This is a genomic window from Streptomyces sp. CB02923, from assembly GCF_001905005.1.
Classification (GTDB): Bacteria; Actinomycetota; Actinomycetes; order Streptomycetales; family Streptomycetaceae; genus Streptomyces.
Map to the genome: position 1 here is coordinate 334,341 of NZ_LWKZ01000025.1, position 15,262 is coordinate 349,602.

14 protein-coding genes are annotated in these 15,262 nt (G+C 71.9%); 11 read left to right on the forward strand and 3 right to left on the reverse strand.

Annotated features, from left to right (window positions below):
* The first annotated feature begins 114 nt into the window (after window positions 1-114).
* The 4 genes from pheA to A6A06_RS29680 all read left to right on the forward strand — a co-directional run bounded on the left by pheA (window position 115) and on the right by A6A06_RS29680 (window position 5,000).
* A complete protein-coding gene (pheA, locus tag A6A06_RS29665; protein ID WP_073765212.1) occupies window positions 115-1,041 on the forward strand; it encodes a prephenate dehydratase in 927 nt (308 codons plus the stop codon).
* 768 nt (window positions 1,042-1,809) lie between these two features.
* Window positions 1,810-3,099, forward strand: coding sequence for a serine--tRNA ligase (gene serS, locus A6A06_RS29670; protein WP_073765213.1), 1,290 nt, complete (start codon window positions 1,810-1,812; stop codon window positions 3,097-3,099).
* Window positions 3,096-3,941, forward strand: coding sequence for an HAD family hydrolase (locus A6A06_RS29675; RefSeq protein ID WP_073765215.1), 846 nt, complete (start codon window positions 3,096-3,098; stop codon window positions 3,939-3,941). Before serS ends, A6A06_RS29675 begins: the two co-directional genes overlap by 4 nt.
* A gap of 330 nt (window positions 3,942-4,271) precedes the next feature.
* On the forward strand, window positions 4,272-5,000 hold the full coding sequence (locus A6A06_RS29680; protein WP_199931256.1) for a hypothetical protein: 729 nt from the start codon (window positions 4,272-4,274) through the stop codon (window positions 4,998-5,000).
* On the opposite strand, the gene A6A06_RS29685 is transcribed toward A6A06_RS29680, so the two are convergent.
* Together A6A06_RS29685 and A6A06_RS29690 are read right to left on the reverse strand one after the other, a co-directional pair.
* Window positions 4,894-5,577, reverse strand: coding sequence for a rhomboid-like protein (locus A6A06_RS29685; RefSeq protein WP_073765219.1), 684 nt, complete (start codon window positions 5,575-5,577; stop codon window positions 4,894-4,896). The two genes, A6A06_RS29680 and A6A06_RS29685, sit on opposite strands and share 107 nt — an antisense overlap.
* A gap of 36 nt (window positions 5,578-5,613) precedes the next feature.
* On the reverse strand, window positions 5,614-6,669 hold the full coding sequence (locus tag A6A06_RS29690; protein WP_073765950.1) for an Lrp/AsnC family transcriptional regulator: 1,056 nt from the start codon (window positions 6,667-6,669) through the stop codon (window positions 5,614-5,616).
* Window positions 6,670-6,797: 128 nt separating this feature from the next.
* Between A6A06_RS29690 and A6A06_RS29695 the strand changes: the two genes are divergently transcribed.
* Window positions 6,798-8,357, forward strand: coding sequence for an MFS transporter (locus A6A06_RS29695; RefSeq protein WP_079194443.1), 1,560 nt, complete (start codon window positions 6,798-6,800; stop codon window positions 8,355-8,357).
* A 336-nt stretch (window positions 8,358-8,693) separates the two neighbouring features.
* Here A6A06_RS29695 and A6A06_RS29700 read toward each other — a convergent pair whose 3' ends face one another.
* Entirely contained in the window at window positions 8,694-9,518 is an 825-nt protein-coding gene (locus tag A6A06_RS29700; RefSeq protein ID WP_073765221.1) for a MerR family transcriptional regulator, read from the reverse strand.
* Between the two features lie 322 nt (window positions 9,519-9,840).
* Between A6A06_RS29700 and A6A06_RS29705 the strand changes: the two genes are divergently transcribed.
* From A6A06_RS29705 to A6A06_RS29730, 6 genes are all read left to right on the forward strand, one after another.
* Window positions 9,841-10,158 (forward strand): SAV_915 family protein, encoded by a 318-nt coding sequence (locus A6A06_RS29705; RefSeq protein WP_073765223.1) that lies wholly within the window; start codon window positions 9,841-9,843, stop codon window positions 10,156-10,158.
* Window positions 10,159-10,177: 19 nt separating this feature from the next.
* Entirely contained in the window at window positions 10,178-11,551 is a 1,374-nt protein-coding gene (gene lysA, locus A6A06_RS29710) for a diaminopimelate decarboxylase (RefSeq protein ID WP_073765225.1), read from the forward strand.
* 190 nt (window positions 11,552-11,741) lie between these two features.
* Complete coding sequence (locus A6A06_RS29715; protein WP_073765227.1) at window positions 11,742-12,452, forward strand: FadR/GntR family transcriptional regulator; 711 nt, start codon at window positions 11,742-11,744, stop codon at window positions 12,450-12,452.
* Window positions 12,453-12,762: 310 nt separating this feature from the next.
* Window positions 12,763-14,061, forward strand: a complete 1,299-nt coding sequence (locus A6A06_RS29720) for a CynX/NimT family MFS transporter (RefSeq protein ID WP_073765229.1) — start codon at window positions 12,763-12,765, stop codon at window positions 14,059-14,061.
* A gap of 275 nt (window positions 14,062-14,336) precedes the next feature.
* Window positions 14,337-14,570, forward strand: a complete 234-nt coding sequence (locus A6A06_RS29725) for a winged helix-turn-helix domain-containing protein (RefSeq protein ID WP_073765951.1) — start codon at window positions 14,337-14,339, stop codon at window positions 14,568-14,570.
* A gap of 106 nt (window positions 14,571-14,676) precedes the next feature.
* Window positions 14,677-15,129 (forward strand): VOC family protein, encoded by a 453-nt coding sequence (locus tag A6A06_RS29730; protein ID WP_073765231.1) that lies wholly within the window; start codon window positions 14,677-14,679, stop codon window positions 15,127-15,129.
* The last annotated feature ends 133 nt before the right edge of the window (window positions 15,130-15,262 follow it).

The following is a 15,262-nucleotide window of genomic DNA, read 5'->3' on the forward strand; positions in this document are numbered from 1 at the left end:
GATGCGGGCGGCCGATGCGGGCTTCCCGGCAGGGCCGGGCGGCCGGGCGGGTACCGTGGCGAGCGGGTGATCGGCGAGGCGGTCCCCACCGGAGCGTGAGGGAGACGGAGCCACATGTCGGTCAGCCGCTATACGTATCTGGGGCCCGAAGGAACGTTCACGGAGGCGGCCCTGCGGACGCTGCCGGAGTCCGCCACCCGCGAGCTGGTCCCCATGGTGTCCGTACCGGCCGCGCTGGACGCGGTACGGGCCGGCGAGGCCGCGGCCGCGCTGGTGCCGATCGAGAACTCGGTCGAGGGCGGGGTGACCACGACCCTGGACGAACTGGCCGCCGGCGAACCGCTGATGATCTACCGCGAGGTGCTGCTGCCGATCGCGTTCGCCCTGCTCGTACGGCCCGGCACCCGGCTGGCGGACGTCAAGACGGTCACCGGGCACCCGGTCGCCCAGCCGCAGGTGCGCAAGTGGCTCGCGCGGCATCTGCCCGAGGCGGTGTGGGAGTCGGCGGCCTCCAACGCGGACGGCGCGCGCCTGGTCCAGGAGGGCCGCTACGACGGCGCCTTCGCGGGCGAGTTCGCGGCGGCGACGTACGGACTCGAACCGCTGGTCACCGAGATCCACGACGCGCAGAACGCCGCCACCCGCTTCGTGCTGGTGGGCCGCCCGGCCCGGCCCGCGGCGCGGACCGGCGCCGACAAGACCTCGGTCGTGCTGTGGCTGCGCGAGGACCACCCCGGTGCGCTGCTGGAGCTGCTCCAGGAGTACGCGGCCCGCGGCGTCAGCATGATGCGTATCGAGTCGCGGCCGACCGGTGAGGGCATCGGCCGCTACTGCTTCTCGGTGGACTGCGAGGGGCACCTCACGGACCGCCGGGTCGGCGAGGTGCTGATGGCGCTCAAGCGGGTCTGCCGGGAGGTGCGCTTCCTCGGGTCGTACCCGCGCGCCGACCAGGTGCGGGCGAACATCCGTCCGGACACGGCCGACGCGGCTTTCACGGACGCGTCGGACTGGCTGACGCGTTGCCTCGACGGGCGGGCCTGAGGCGCCCACGGCGGGTGGCGGAGCGGTCCGGGAGGAACCGGAGGGCTCCGCCGGGGGCCTGGTCTGGGGTCTTGGAGTTGTCCACAAAGTTATCCACAGGCACCGTTCTCGACCTGGGGATAAGTCGACACGAGAGCCGCTCCGACCCGCACCGAGTCGACATATTGCTCTACCGACCCCCGAAATCTTCCACAGCGCCACCCTCGGCCCGCGTCAGCGCAATTTACCCGAACAATCCCTTAGGGCGAAGAAATCCCACACGAAAGAGCGTCCAGTTGGGGTTTCGCCGGTGAATCCACGGCAACGCATTCTTGAAACGGAACCGAAGCGTCCGACTTCCACAGATCCCACACACAGCCTGTGGATAAGATTTCGGAACTCCCCCACCCCTGTGGACAACCCTGGGTACAACCCTCGTCGCCCGCCGTCCGGACCCGCCCGCCAACTCCGGCCGCCCACAAGGGAAGCCGGTCGGCACCCGCGGTGGGATTACCCTCGCACCGGCGGCAGCGCAAGATTTCCCCGGAGCTTTTTTCCGCCACTTTTCGCCCGCCTGTACGGCACCCTTCCGCACATCGCACGCCCCCGCCCTCCCCTCACCCACTTCCCGCACGCCCCTTATGTGCCCCTTACGCGCCCCGTCGATCCGTCTTATCGTTCCGTTTCGCCCGGAATAACCAAACCCACTAAACATCAACAAACCGGACAAAGCGCCACGCGGGGAATATGGCGTCGAAGGTCCGGGCCGTGCCCCGGTAGCCTGGTGGGGTGATTGACCTTCGCCTGCTCCGTGAGGACCCCGACCGTGTGCGCGCCTCCCAGCGCGCCCGTGGAGAGGACGTCGCACTCGTCGACGCACTGCTCTCCGCCGACGAACGGCGCAGGGCCTCAAGCGTCCGCTTCGACGAGCTGCGCGCCGAGCAGAAGTCGCTCGGCAAGCTCATCCCCAAGGCCGCCGGCGACGAGAAGGCCGCGCTGCTGAAGAAGGCCGGGGAGCTGTCCGCCGCCGTCAAGGCCGCGGACGCCGAGCAGGACGAGGCCAAGGCGGAGACCCAGACCCTCCTGCTGAAGCTGGGCAACATCGTCCACCCCGACGTCCCCGTCGGCGGCGAGGAGGACTTCACGGTCCTGGAGACGCACGGCACGATCCGCGACTTCGGCGCCGAGGGCTTCGAGCCCAAGGACCACCTGGAGATCGGCCAGGCGCTGGCCGCGATCGACGTCGAGCGCGGCGCCAAGGTCTCCGGCTCGCGCTTCTACTACCTGACCGGCATCGGCGCGCTCCTGGAGCTCGCCCTCGTCAACGCGGCCATCGCGCAGGCCACCGAGGCCGGCTTCGTCCCGATGCTCACCCCGGCCCTGGTGCGCCCGCACGCCATGGAGGGCACCGGCTTCCTCGGCCAGGCCGCGGAGAACGTGTACCACCTGGAGAAGGACGACTACTACCTCGTCGGCACCTCCGAGGTCCCGCTCGCCGCGTACCACATGGACGAGATCCTCGACGCGGACAAGCTGCCGATGCGCTACGCGGGCTTCTCGCCGTGCTTCCGCCGCGAGGCCGGCACGTACGGCAAGGACACCCGGGGCATCTTCCGCGTCCACCAGTTCGACAAGGTCGAGATGTTCTCGTACGTCGACCCCGAGGACGCGCAGGCCGAGCACCAGCGCCTGCTGGACTGGGAGAAGCAGTGGCTGACCGGCCTGGAGCTGCCCTTCCAGGTGATCGACGTGGCCACCGGCGACCTGGGCTCCTCCGCCTCGCGCAAGTACGACTGCGAGGCGTGGATCCCCACCCAGGGCAAGTACCGCGAGCTGACCAGCGCCTCGAACTGTGACGAGTTCCAGGCCCGCCGCCTGTCGGTCCGCATGCGAACGAACAAGGACGGCAAGCAGCAGGTCAAGCCGCTCGCCACGCTCAACGGCACGCTCTGCGCGGTGCCCCGCACCATCGTGGCGATCTTCGAGAACCACCAGCAGGCGGACGGCTCCGTACGCGTACCCGAGATGCTGCGCCCGTACCTGGGCGGCCGGGAGATCCTGGAGCCCGTGGACCGGTGACCACCGCCCCCCAGCCCGCACACCGGGCCGAACAGGCCCGCCCGCTGCCGTACAAGCTCGTCGCGACCGACCTCGACGGCACGCTGCTGCGGCACGACGACACGATCTCCGGCCGCACCCGCGCCGCCCTGGCCACGGCCACGGCGGCGGGTGCCGCGCACATCATCGTCACGGGCCGCGCGGTGCCGTGGACCCGGCACATCCTCGATGCGCTGGACTACGACGGCATAGCGGTGTGCGGGCAGGGCGCGCAGGTCTACCACGCCGGTGAGCACCGGCTGCTGACCTCGGTCACCCTGGACCGGCAGCTCGCCGGACTGGCCCTCTCCAAGATCGAGGCGGAGGTCGGCCCGCTGTTCCTGGCCGCGAGCCGGGACGGCCTGGAGGGCGAGGTGCTGGTCACCCCGGGCTACCGCATCCAGGAGGGCCCGCTGCCGAACCTGATGATCCAGGACCCCGGCGACCTGTGGGCAGCCCCCATCAACAAGATCTACATCCAGCACCCGACCCTGGACGACGACGAACTGGCCCGCGTCGCGCGCGAGGTCTCCGGCGATCTGGTCGGCGTGGTGATGGCCGGCGAAGGCGTCGTCGAACTCCTCCCCCTCGGCCTCTCCAAGGCCACCGGCCTCTCCCTGGCCGCCCGCCGCCTGGGCGTGAAGGCCGCGGACACCATCGCCTTCGGCGACATGCCCAACGACATCCCGATGTTCGGCTGGGCCGCGCACGGCGTGGCGATGGCCAACGCCCACGACGAACTCAAGGCCGTCGCGGACGAGACCACCGCCTCCAACGAGGAGGACGGCATCGCGGTCGTCCTGGAGCGGTTGTACGGGGTCTGAGGCGGGGCCTGCCGGGTCGGGGCCCCCGTCGATCCTCTTTTCGGAACGTACGCGCGAAGTCATGCCCCGGACGGGGTAACTGTGCGTTTATCGACTCGTTGTCCCCTGTGCGTGGAGGCAACTGGAGTTCGAGGCGTCGAGGATTCGTGAAGTGCTGGGGTTTGCCGGCGACGGTCGTGAAGCGGTGCAGCCGTACGACCGAGAACCGGACATAGAGGTAGTGGCATCCGTGAGCAGCCTCCGCTCCTGAGGCCCTGGATACGGGCCGTTCAGTTGAAAGAGTCAGCCTGACTCTTTCAAACCGTTCCGGTTTGAGTGGAGGGCATACCCATGCCACCCGAAGCTGTACTGCTGGAGTCGCGGGCCATGCGCGACAGTGTGATGGACCGCACGGAGGTCCTGGACAAGGTCAAGGCGCTCGCCTTGCTGCCGGACGGGGTGCATGCGACCACCGAGGTCGTCGCGGAGTACTTCGTTGTCCACAAGGAGGCGGTGAAGAAGGTCACCCAACGGCACCGAGACGAGTTGGCTGCCAACGGCATGCGTGTACTCCGTGGCCCTGACCTGCGAGAGTTTCAGAGGGACAACTTGTCCCTCTTGGAGGAGGGTTATCCACAGGCCAAGTCCAACCTCACCCTCTACACCCGCCGAACCCTCCTCAACATCGCCATGCTCCTCCGCGACAGCGAGGTCGCGCGGGCGGTCCGTACGTACCTCCTCGACGTCGAGGAGGACGCGCGGGGGTGGGTCGAGGTGCCTCGGCAGACCCGGACGGCGCCGACGCTGGAGTCGCTCGATCACCGGCTCACCCGGGTCGAGTCGTCGCTCGCCGACATCGGCCCCGTTCTGCGGGATCTGGGTCCGGTGATCGGCCGGATCTCCGGACGGCTGGACCGGCTGGACCGGCGGCTGGACGCCACCAACCGGGTCGTGTGCGCGATGAGTGAGCGGCTCAGTGATCTGTCGGAGGACGTACGGGAGTTGCGTTACGGGCCGCGTCCCCTGCCCCGCCCGCACCGCCACCCGGGGTCAAGGCCCAGGCGGCGAGACCAAGGGTGAGCGCGATGGCGTGTCCGAAGTCGGTGAACGTGGCGCCTGACAGGAGCGGGATGCCGAAGAAGCCGAGGACGGACGCGAGGTAGAGGTAGCGCCAAGGCGGCGGCAGCCGGTAGGTGAGCAGGCCGGCTGCCGCCGCCAGGCCGTACGAGACGCCGATGTCGACGACGTGCGACATGGAGCGGGGCAGCCGGTGGCCCTCGATGGCGAGCAGGACCAGTTCCTGGCTGGCGAGGGTGGCGGTGATGTGGGCGGCGCCGACGGTCAGCAGCCAGCGCCAGGTGCCCAGCCAGCGTTCGACGTTGGCGTGCACCAGCTCGAAGAGGACCGCGTAGAGGAGGAAGGAGGACGGGTTCTCGATCCAGAAGCCGCTGATGAGGAGCGAGGTGACGGGGTGCCGGTTCAGTTCGTGGATATTGCTGCTGGTGCGGTGGAGGAGGAAGTGCTCCAGTCCTTCGCTGGCACCGGCGATCACGAGGCTGGTGATCCCGATGACCAGCAGCCAGATGTGGGTTCCGGGGGCGGCCCGTACCCAGGCGGCCACCCGGTCGAGAGGTGAGGACGGGAGCACCTGCCTCATCGCCTATGCACCGACCTCATCCTGTGGGCACCGTCCTCATCGCACCCGGGCCGATGACAGCGCGGAGGTGATCGGGCCGGAGCCGACCCGCCCGTAACCATTCGGCCCGGGGCCCTTGAGGCGGCGGATCAGCGGTGCCGTCTCCATGTCCCGTACGGCGGGCAGCGCCGCGATCCGGGTGGTCAGGTACGTGTAGAGCGCGCGCACGTCCGGGCACAGGACCGACGCGAAGAGATTGTGGGGGCCGGTGGTGGCGCAGGCGAAGGCCACTTCGGGGTGCTGGGCCAGCGCCGTGCCCGTGGCGGCGAGTTCGCTGGGGGCGACGGAGAGCCAGAGGGAGATCATGACGCCGAGCCCGAAGTGCCGGGCGTCGTAGTCGACGTCGTAGTAGAGGGTGCCGTCGGCGCGCAGCTCGGACAGCCGGCGGCGGACGGTGGACTGGGACCAGCCGGTGACCGCGGCCAGGTCGGCGAGGCCGGCGCGCCCGTCCTCGGCGAGGACGTCCAGGAGGCGCCGGTCGGCATCGGTGAGGGTGACGGGCACCGTCCGTTCGGGCGGGGTCACGGCCCGCGCGTCGGCCGCGGCGGACGCCGGGTGACGCATCCGTGCGGCCTGCTCCTCGGTCAGCGCGCCGGACTTGTTGACCAGGCCGAGCGGACCGCCGAAGAACTCGTGCACCATGCAGTGGGCGGTGACACCGACCACACTCGGTGTGCGCGGCAGCTTCTGAAGGAGGAGCGCGTCGCTGTCCCGGCTGCTCGCGGAGCGGCAGACGACGCCGATCTCGGTGCCGCCGGACATCAGGCAGACCCAGGACGTGTCGGGGCGCCGGGCCAGCGCCTCGGCGACCGCGACGGCCGCGTCGGGCGTGCACTGGACCCGTACGATCCACTCGATCTCGCCGAGGGCCACGGGGTCGGTGAGGCCCATGACCTTGATCATGCCGGCGCCGCGCAGCCGGCCGTAGCGGCGGGCGACGGTCTGGTCGGACACGCCGAGGACCTCGGCGATCCGGCTGAAGGGCGCCCGGCCGTCGAGCTGGAGGGCGTGTACCAGGCTGCGATCCAGCTCGTCGAAGCCGTCGGTTTTCACCACAGAAGGCTAACGCGTGTCGGATCGGGCCGCACGGGACGCCGTGGTTGGGAGTGGCGAGGGGACGGGCCGGACTCTGGTGCGGGGGACGGAACGGAACACGACACCATGGATCACAGAGGTTCTTGATGCACAACGGGCGGAGCAGATGGTGGCCCCTGGTCGCCATCACCCTGGGCAACTTCATGTTGCTCGTCGACGTCACGATCGTGAACACCGCGCTGCCGCGGATCGCCGACGGTCTGGACGCCTCCTTCACCTCCCTGCAGTGGGTGATGGACATCTACGCGCTGGCGCTGGCCGCGCTCCTGATGGTGGCCGGTTCGGCGGCCGACCTGTTCGGGCGCCGCAAGCTGTATCTGGCGGGCCTCGCCCTCTTCGCGCTGGCCTCGCTCGCCTGCGGCCTGGCGCCCGACGAGGGCGTGCTGATCGCCGCGCGGGCGGTGCAGGGCGTGGGCGCGGCGGCCATGTTCGCCACCAACACGCCGCTGCTGATGGCCGCGTACCAGGGCCGTGACCGCGGTGTGGCCTTCGGCATCTGGGGCGGTACGAGCGGTGCCGCGGCGGCGGTCGGCCCGGTGCTGGGCGGTGTGCTGACCCAGTACGTGGACTGGCGGGCGATCTTCCTGGTCAACCTGCCGCTGACGGCGGTGGCGGTGTGGATCACCCTGCGGTCGGTCCAGGAGTCGCACGGCGACCGTTCGGCGCGCATCGACTGGCCGGGCGCCGGCGCGTTCACGCTGTGCGCGGGCGCGCTGACGTACGGGCTGATGCGCGGCGGCGAGGAGGGCTGGACGGAGTCCGGCACGCTGCTGGCGCTGGCGGTGGCCCTGCTGTCGCTGCTCGCCTTCGTCGCCGTGGAGCGGCGTGCGCGGCAGCCGCTGCTGGACCTGAAGCTGCTGCGGCGCCCGACGTTCGCCGTTCTGATGGCGGCCGCGCTGCTGCTCCAGGCCGCGGCGTTCCCGTACCTGACGTACGTGGGCCTGTGGGTGCAGAACATCCTGGGCCTGAGCCCGGTGATGGGTGGCGTCGCGGTGCTGCCGATGGCGGTGGCGTCGATGGCCGTGGGCATGTTCGGCGGCCGGTTCCTGCACCGCCTGGCGCCTCAGCTGCCCATCGGCATCGGTCTCCTGCTGATCGGCGCGGGCCCGCTGCTGCACGTGCTGCTGCTGAACGACGGCTCCGGCTGGGCGGTCCTCGTCCCGGGGCTGCTCATCAGCGGCCTCGGTATCGGCATGTCCATGCCGGTGCTGGTCTCGGCGGCACTCGGCGCCGCCCCGCCCCAGCGCGCCGGCATGGCCAGCGGCGCGGTGAACACCTTCCGCCAGCTCGGCTACGCGTTCGGCATCGCGATCCTCGGCATGCTCTTCACACAGGGGCAGCAGTCCGCGGGCGCACACGCCGCACCCGGCACCGCGTACGTGCACGGCCTGACCCGGGTGTCCCTGGTCGCGGGCGTGGTCGCGGTGATCGCGGGCCTGCTGGTGCTGGCCGTCGTACGCAACCGGGGCGAGGAGCAGACGGCTCCGGCCGCCTCGGGTACGGCGAAGCCGGGCACGACGGGGGCGCCGGTCGCGACGGCAGCGGCGGGCTCGAACGCGGCGGGCTCGAACGCGGTGGGCTCGAACGCGGCGGGCGGCAGTCGGAGCGACGTGGGTGACGTGCCCGTCGGCGCCGACCGGGGGTGAGGGCGAAGCCGTACGGCAGCGTCCACGTGACGAGGCCGTACGGCGATCTGCCCGCCCGCCACGGAGGCGGCACCGGATACAGCTGCCGTCACGAGCGCAAGTCCCGGCACACGGCGGGCCGCGGGCGTCGAAGCACACGTGATCCCGTGCGCTCCTCCGTGCGCCGGCGCACATGAGGGCGCGCGATACGGCGCCGACGTGGCCGACACGGCCGGCGCAGTCGTCGGCACGGCCGGCGCGGTCGCCGTGGCCGGACTGCCGGTCGGCCGCCGCACCCCGCGTACCGGAAGCCCGTACTCCGCCCGGTGCCGCACCGGAAGCCGAAGCCCCCCGGACTCACTCCGCGGTGATCGGCTCCTGCAACTCGGTCACCCACCGTTCCCGGTCCTCCGGGGACTCCAGCGTCAGCTCCCGCGGGTACCCGGCGGAGCGGTACGGACTGTCGTCGAGCCAGCGGGCCAGCGCCTGAGCGGTGGGCAGCACCCGCTCCATGGGCCCGCGGTGCACCACCGTGGCCGCCTGCCCGATGCCCGGCAGGTCCACGACCGCGAAGTCGTGGGACGGCAGCGGGCCGGCCGCGACCACGACCGCCGCGTGCACCGTGATGCGGTCCCCGCCGCCGGGCGCGTCCTCGTAGTACGCGATCCCCGGGCCCGACGGCTCGACGCCCGCGGCGGTCAGCCGCCGCAGCAGTTCGTCGTACAGCGGCCGGATGACCGGGCCGACGTCCTCGGGCCCGAAGCTGGCGGCGGTGCCCGTCAGTTCGGCGACCCGCACCGGCTCGATGCGCTTGACCACCACGTCGTCGGCGGTCATCCGGCCCTCCGCCTCGATCGTCCGCAGCCGTGCCTCGACCCGGGTCAGACGGGCACCGGCCGCCGTGACCGCCGCTGCCAGTTCGGCCCGCCGCAGCCGCAGCATGCCGCGCAGTTCCGCCGCGCTCACCTGCTCGTCCAGGATGGCCGTCACCTGCTGGAGGCTGAAGCCGAGGTCCTTGAGCGCGATGATGCGGTTGAGGCGGGCGAGCTGTCCGGCCTCGTAGAAGCGGTAGCCGGTGACCGGGTCCGTACGGGCCGGGCGCAGCAGCCCGATGGCGTCGTAGTGCCGCAGCATGCGGGCCGACACACGGCCGTGGCCCGCGAACTCTCCGATGGTGAACATGACGTCTCCCGGTGCAGGATGTGCACAGTGTGAAGGGAAGCGGGCCGGCGGTCGAGGCGATCCTCGTGGATGCCGGGCGCCGACGCGCCGCGAATCGGCATATGCCGAGGCGCAGGGACGGGCCTGCGCCGGGGCGCGCGTCGTTTCTGTGCACCGGAGCGTGCGCCGGGACACCAGCATCGCGTCAAAGGGTGTCCACGGACCGTCAATGATGCGTCAGTACGCCGCCGTGCGCGTGCCGGTACGGGCATAGCGTCGAAGAGGAGCCCCGGCACTTCTCTTCTCACCGGTCCGGGGCCAGTCCTGCGCGAGGAGCGACGCCGTGCCCCAGCAGCATCTGTACGCGGAAGATCCCGAACCCGCTGAACGCATCCCGGCCGGGCTGCTGTTCGTCCCCGTCCGGCCGGGCCCCGCGGGCTGTACGGCCCGCCTGTTCCGCACCCCGCTCGGCGGCCGTACCGCCGTCGGCTTCACCTCCCCGCAGCGGCTCGTCGCGGCGCTCGGCGCCGACCAGCCGTGGATCCGCCTCGCCGAGTCCGCGCTGCGCGCCCTCGCCGAACCGCTCGGCGCCGCCGTCCTGACCGTGGACCCGCGCCTCGCCCCCGGTGCCTCCCGTACGCCGCTGCTGCGGGCCGTCTGAGAAGGGGCGTACCACCACCATGACCGTGACGACCACGACACCGCAGCGCTCCGCCGGGCAGCACCCCGCCGCCGGGCAGCCAGACGTCCGCAGCGCCGCCGGCCTCTGCGTATGGCCCGACTCGACGGCCGAACTGCCCGACGCCGACCTCACCGTCGGCGGCGTGCCCCTCACCGAACTCGCCGCGCGCTTCGGCACCCCCGTCTATGTCCTGGACGAGGCCGAGGTACGCGCCCGCTGCCGCGCCTACCTGCGCGCCTTCCCCGACGCCGATGTCGTGTACGCGGCCAAGGCGTTCCTGTGCCGCGCGATGGCCCACTGGGTACGGGAGGAGGGCCTGGGCCTGGACGTCTGCTCGGCGGGCGAACTGGAACTCGCCGTCACCACCGGATTCCCGACCGACCGGATCGTGCTGCACGGCAACGCCAAGAGCCCCGAGGACCTGCGCACCGCGCTGCGCCTCGGTGTCGGCCGCATCGTCATCGACAGCACCTCCGAGATCGCCCGGCTCGCCGCCGCCGTACCCGCCGGTACCCGGCAGCAGGTCCTCGTACGGGTGGTGCCGGGTATCGCCGCCGGCGGCCACGCCAAGATCCGTACGGGCACCGACGACCAGAAGTTCGGCCTGTCCCTGGCGGACGGGTCGGCGCAGCACGCCATCACCCGCATCCTGGGCCAGCCCCGGCTCCAACTGGTCGGACTGCACTGCCACCTGGGGTCGCAGATCACCACCGTGAAGCCGTTCCTGTCGGCCGTACGGCGGCTGGTCGGGCTGCTGGCCCGGATCCACGAGCAGCACGGGGTCACCCTGCCGCAGCTGGACATCGGAGGCGGCCACGGCGTCGCCTACCGGCCCGGCGAGGACAGCATGGACATCGCGGCACTCGGCGCCAAGGTACGGGCGGAGCTGGCCGGCGGCTGCGCCGCGGCGGGACTGCCGGTGCCCCGGCTGACCGTCGAACCGGGCCGCGCCATCGCGGGGCCCTCGGGCGTCGCCCTGTACCGGGTGCTGTCCGTCAAACGGACCGGTGAACACACCTTCGTCGCCGTGGACGGCGGGATGAGCGACAACCCGCGGCCCGCGCTGTACGGGGTACGGTACGCGCCCCGGCTGGTCGGGCGGCGGTCGTCAGCCGCACCCGCGCCCGTGAGCGTGGTGGGCCGGCACTGCGAGGCGGGCGACGTGCTCGCCGCCGGGGTGCCGCTGCCCGGGGACGTGCGGCCGGGGGATCTGATCGCCGTGCCGGTGGCGGGCGCGTACCACCTGTCCATGGCGTCGGGCTACAACCTGGTGGGCCGCCCGCCGGTGGTCGCCGTCGCGGACGGGCATGCGCGGGTCCTCGTACGGCGGGAGTCGCTGGCGGACATCCAGGAGCGCGACATCGGGCTGTGACGACGCCCGTAGGGGCGGTCCCGAGAGGAGCCCGCGAAGAGGGCGAGAGCAGCTCGCGAGGAGGGCGCGGTATGCACGGAGCCAGGACTCCGTGCATACGGCACTCAACAGTTGTAGGATGACTGGGCAACCGGGCAACCACCACTCCATGGCGGCTCGACCGGACCGAGACCGAAACGGGGAGATGCGCATGGCGTTGCAGGCAGCGGGACGACAGTCCCTCGTGGACACCGTCGTGGACGCCCTGCGCGCCCAGCTGGCAGCCGGCACCTGGCCGGTCGGCGAGCGCATCCCCACAGAACACGCACTGGCCGAGCAGCTCCAGGTCGGCCGCAACACCGTCCGCGAGGCCGTACGGGTCCTCGTACACGGCGGCATGCTGCGCTCCCGGCAGGGCGAGGGCACGTTCGTCCTCTCCCAGGCCGACCCGGGCGCCGTCGTACGCGATGTCCAGCGGGCCGGGGTCCGGGACGTACTGGAGCTGCGCATCGCCCTGGAGGCGGAGGCCGCCCGACTGGCGGCACAGCGGCACCAGCCGGCCGACCTGGAGCGGATGCGGGCCGCGCTGGACGCGCAGGCCGGTCTGGAGGCCGACGGCGAACCGCCGCGCGGCGGCGACCTGGAGCTGTACGCGGACCACGACGTCGCCTTCCACCGGGCGGTCGTGGAGGCCGCGCACAACACCGCGCTGACCGCCACGTACACCTGGTTCAGCAGCTCCGTGCGCGAGGCGCTGGTCTCCTCGCTCGGCGACGACCAGATGCCCCGCATCGTGCACGGCGACCACCTGGCCGTTCTGGAGGCCATCGCGTCCGGCGACCCGGAGGCCGCGGAGAAGGCCGCCAGGGCGCTGCTGGAACCGCCGAAACAGGCTGTGGAGAAGCTGCTCGCGGAGCGTTGAACGGGGGAGGCGGCGGGGTCGCTTGGCCGGGTGGTCGGTGGCCGGGTGGTCGGGCGGCGTTCACGGGGTGCAGAAACGTTCCTTCGTGTGGGTCGCCGGGTGCTGGGTCACCGGGCCGCTCCAGTCCGACTTGCACCGGCCCTCTCCGGGCCGCGCCGCCCCGCGGCCGACCTGCACCGGACCGCCCCGGCCCGGCGCCTGTCTCCGCGGCTCCGCGGCCCCGCCCCGCCCGTAAAACCCCACGTCCGCACGACCGCACGCCCCCCCCCGCACGCCCCCACGCCCCCCACGCAAGGAGAGGTACGTACCCATGTCAGGGACCTCAGGGATCTCAGGGACCCGGCCCGAAGCCCCACTGATCGACGCCGAAGAGGACCTGGCCCCGGCACCGCCGGTCGCCGCGGCCCGCCGCAGGCTGCGCGCGCACCCGGTCCTGGTCCTGCTCGGCATCGTGCTCGCCTCACTGAACATGCGCGCCGCGCTGGCCGGCGTCTCGCCCCTGGTGAGCGAGATCGGCGACCACTTCCACCTGGCCGCGACGGCGAGCAGCCTGGTGACGACCATTCCGCTGGTCTTCATGGGCCTCGGCTCGATCGCCGCGCCGCGGCTGGCCCGCCGCTGGGGCACCGAGACGGTGCTGTGCGGCGCGCTGGTGCTGCTGTGCGGCGGCATTCTGCTGCGTATCGCCCCGCCGGTCGTCGCACTGTTCGTGGGCTGCGCGGTGGTCGGTACGTCCATCGCCCTGCTGAACGTCCTGATGCCCGGCCTGATCAAGCGGGACTTCCCGGAGAAGGCCGCGGGCATGACCGCCCTGTACTCGACGGCGATGATCCTGGGCGCCACCGTCTCGGCGGCCTCCGCCGTGCCGCTGGAGAACGCGCTGGGCGGCTGGCAGGGTTCGCTGGCCTCGTGGGCGCTGCTGGCCGCGGTGGCCGCCGTCGTATGGATCCCGCAGGCGGTGATCGCGCGGCGCGGTACGCACCACGGTGAGGCCGCCGCGACACCGGCGCACACCACCGAGGACGGGCCGAAGCTGACCCGCTCCCCGCTGGCCTGGCAGGTCACGCTCTTCATGGGGTCGCAGTCGCTGATCGCGTACGTGATGATCGCCTGGATGCCGACGATCTTCACCGACCACGGCATGAGCAAGGCCACCGCCGGGCTGATCTTCGCGTTCAGCACGCTGGTGCAGATGGCCGGTTCGTTCGTGGTGCCGATGCTCGCCGGGCGGATGCGGCGGCAGCGGCTGCTGGCCGTCGCCGTCACCACCCTGATGGCCTGCGGCATCGTCGGCCTCCTGGTGGCCCCGGTGGCGGGCGCCTGGGTCTGGGCCGTACTCCTGGGCATCGGGCAGGGGGGCGCGCTCGGCCTGGCCCTGACGATGATGGTGCTCCGCTCCGGAGACGCCCACACCGCCGCCCGCCTCTCGGGCATGGCCCAGACCTGGGGCTACCTCCTCGCCGCCGCCGGCCCGCTCGTACTCGGCGCGGTCCACCAGGCCACCCACGGCTGGACGGTACCGATCGTGCTGCTGCTGGCCGTCTGCGCGGGCCTGGTGATGCTGGGCCTGGGCGCGGGGCGCGACCGCCGGATCGGAGCGGAGGCGTAACGGCCCCGCACCTCTCCCACCTCGCGCGCGCTGCCGGAGACCTTGTGGCCCCCGCAGCGCGCGCCGCGTTCTGCCGCGCTCCGGCTCGGCGGCTACCTGGCTGAGGTCACTATGCGTCAGGTCGACTGCCAGTCAGTCGGCTCAGCCCCCAGGTGTCGCCCCATGCCCGGACGTCCTGGGGCACTTTCGTTTCTGGTGGGCACCGGACGGGCAGACCGGCTGACCAGGTCGGCACCTCGGTACCGGACCGGGTGAATCCGTCGCACGCTGACCAGGTGGAGATCGACAGAGCCCTACCGCACTGGCCGCAAGTCGCAGCGGAGATCCGGCGGCGCATCCAGGACGGCACCTATCGCGCCAGGGAACGTCTCCCGGGCACGGTGGCGATTGCCGCCGAGTTCGACGTGTCCCAGTCGACGGCCTCACGCGCCGTTGCCAGTCTTCGCACTGAAGGGCTCGTGTACGTGGTGAGCGGTCGGGGCTACTTCGTTGCCGACCGGGCCAACTAACGCGAGGCCAGGAGAGTTCGGCGCACGGCCGTAGCGGTGGCGTCGCGGCTCCGGCTTCCGTGCCCGGTGCGGGGCCGTTGTCAGTGGTGGTCGGTATAACTTCCCCATGGCACTGACGTGGAAGTTGGTCATCGACAGTACGAACGCGCCCGTCCTCGCGGACTTCTGGGCCGCCGCCCTGGAGTACGAGGTGGAGGACCCCAGCGCGCTCGTAGGGCAGCTGCTGGCCGCCGGGCACCTCCGCGAGGAGGCGGTTGCCGAGCACCGCGGCCGTAAGACGTTCCGTGGTTACGCGGCGATACGCCACCCCGAGGACCCGTTCGACGAGACGAGCGGCGTCGGGCGGGGGCGGCGGCTGCTCTTTCAGGACGTACCCGAGGGCAAGGCGGGCAAGAACCGTCTGCACATCGACATACACAGCGAACCCGGCGGCCTCGGCGCGCTGGTGGCCCGGCTGGAGGGGCTGGGGGCGACCCGCGTCCACGAGGTCGACCGGGGGCCTGCCGGGCACTGGTGGGTCATGCGGGATCCGGAGGGGAACGAGTTCTGCGCGGCGTGAAGGCGTAATGCGCAGGGCGCGTAAGACATAACGGCGTACCGACACCGCGATCTCCGCTGCGCGCACGAACGCAGCGAGGCCCTGCCGCCGATCAGGCAGCCGGGCCCCTCTGCAGAACTGCGATCCGCAGGCC

Excerpts from the sequence above, each read along its gene's own strand:
- pheA (WP_073765212.1), top strand. The coding sequence starts at position 115 with ATGTCGGTCAGCCGCTATACGTATCTGGGGCCCGAAGGAACGTTCACG.
- A6A06_RS29680 (WP_199931256.1), top strand. The coding sequence starts at position 4,272 with ATGCCACCCGAAGCTGTACTGCTGGAGTCGCGGGCCATGCGCGACAGT.
- A6A06_RS29685 (WP_073765219.1), bottom strand. The coding sequence starts at position 5,577 with ATGAGGCAGGTGCTCCCGTCCTCACCTCTCGACCGGGTGGCCGCCTGG.
- A6A06_RS29695 (WP_079194443.1), top strand. The coding sequence starts at position 6,798 with ATGCACAACGGGCGGAGCAGATGGTGGCCCCTGGTCGCCATCACCCTG.
- A6A06_RS29700 (WP_073765221.1), bottom strand. The coding sequence starts at position 9,518 with ATGTTCACCATCGGAGAGTTCGCGGGCCACGGCCGTGTGTCGGCCCGC.
- lysA (WP_073765225.1), top strand. The coding sequence starts at position 10,178 with ATGACCGTGACGACCACGACACCGCAGCGCTCCGCCGGGCAGCACCCC.
- A6A06_RS29715 (WP_073765227.1), top strand. The coding sequence starts at position 11,742 with ATGGCGTTGCAGGCAGCGGGACGACAGTCCCTCGTGGACACCGTCGTG.
- A6A06_RS29720 (WP_073765229.1), top strand. The coding sequence starts at position 12,763 with ATGTCAGGGACCTCAGGGATCTCAGGGACCCGGCCCGAAGCCCCACTG.
- A6A06_RS29730 (WP_073765231.1), top strand. The coding sequence starts at position 14,677 with ATGGCACTGACGTGGAAGTTGGTCATCGACAGTACGAACGCGCCCGTC.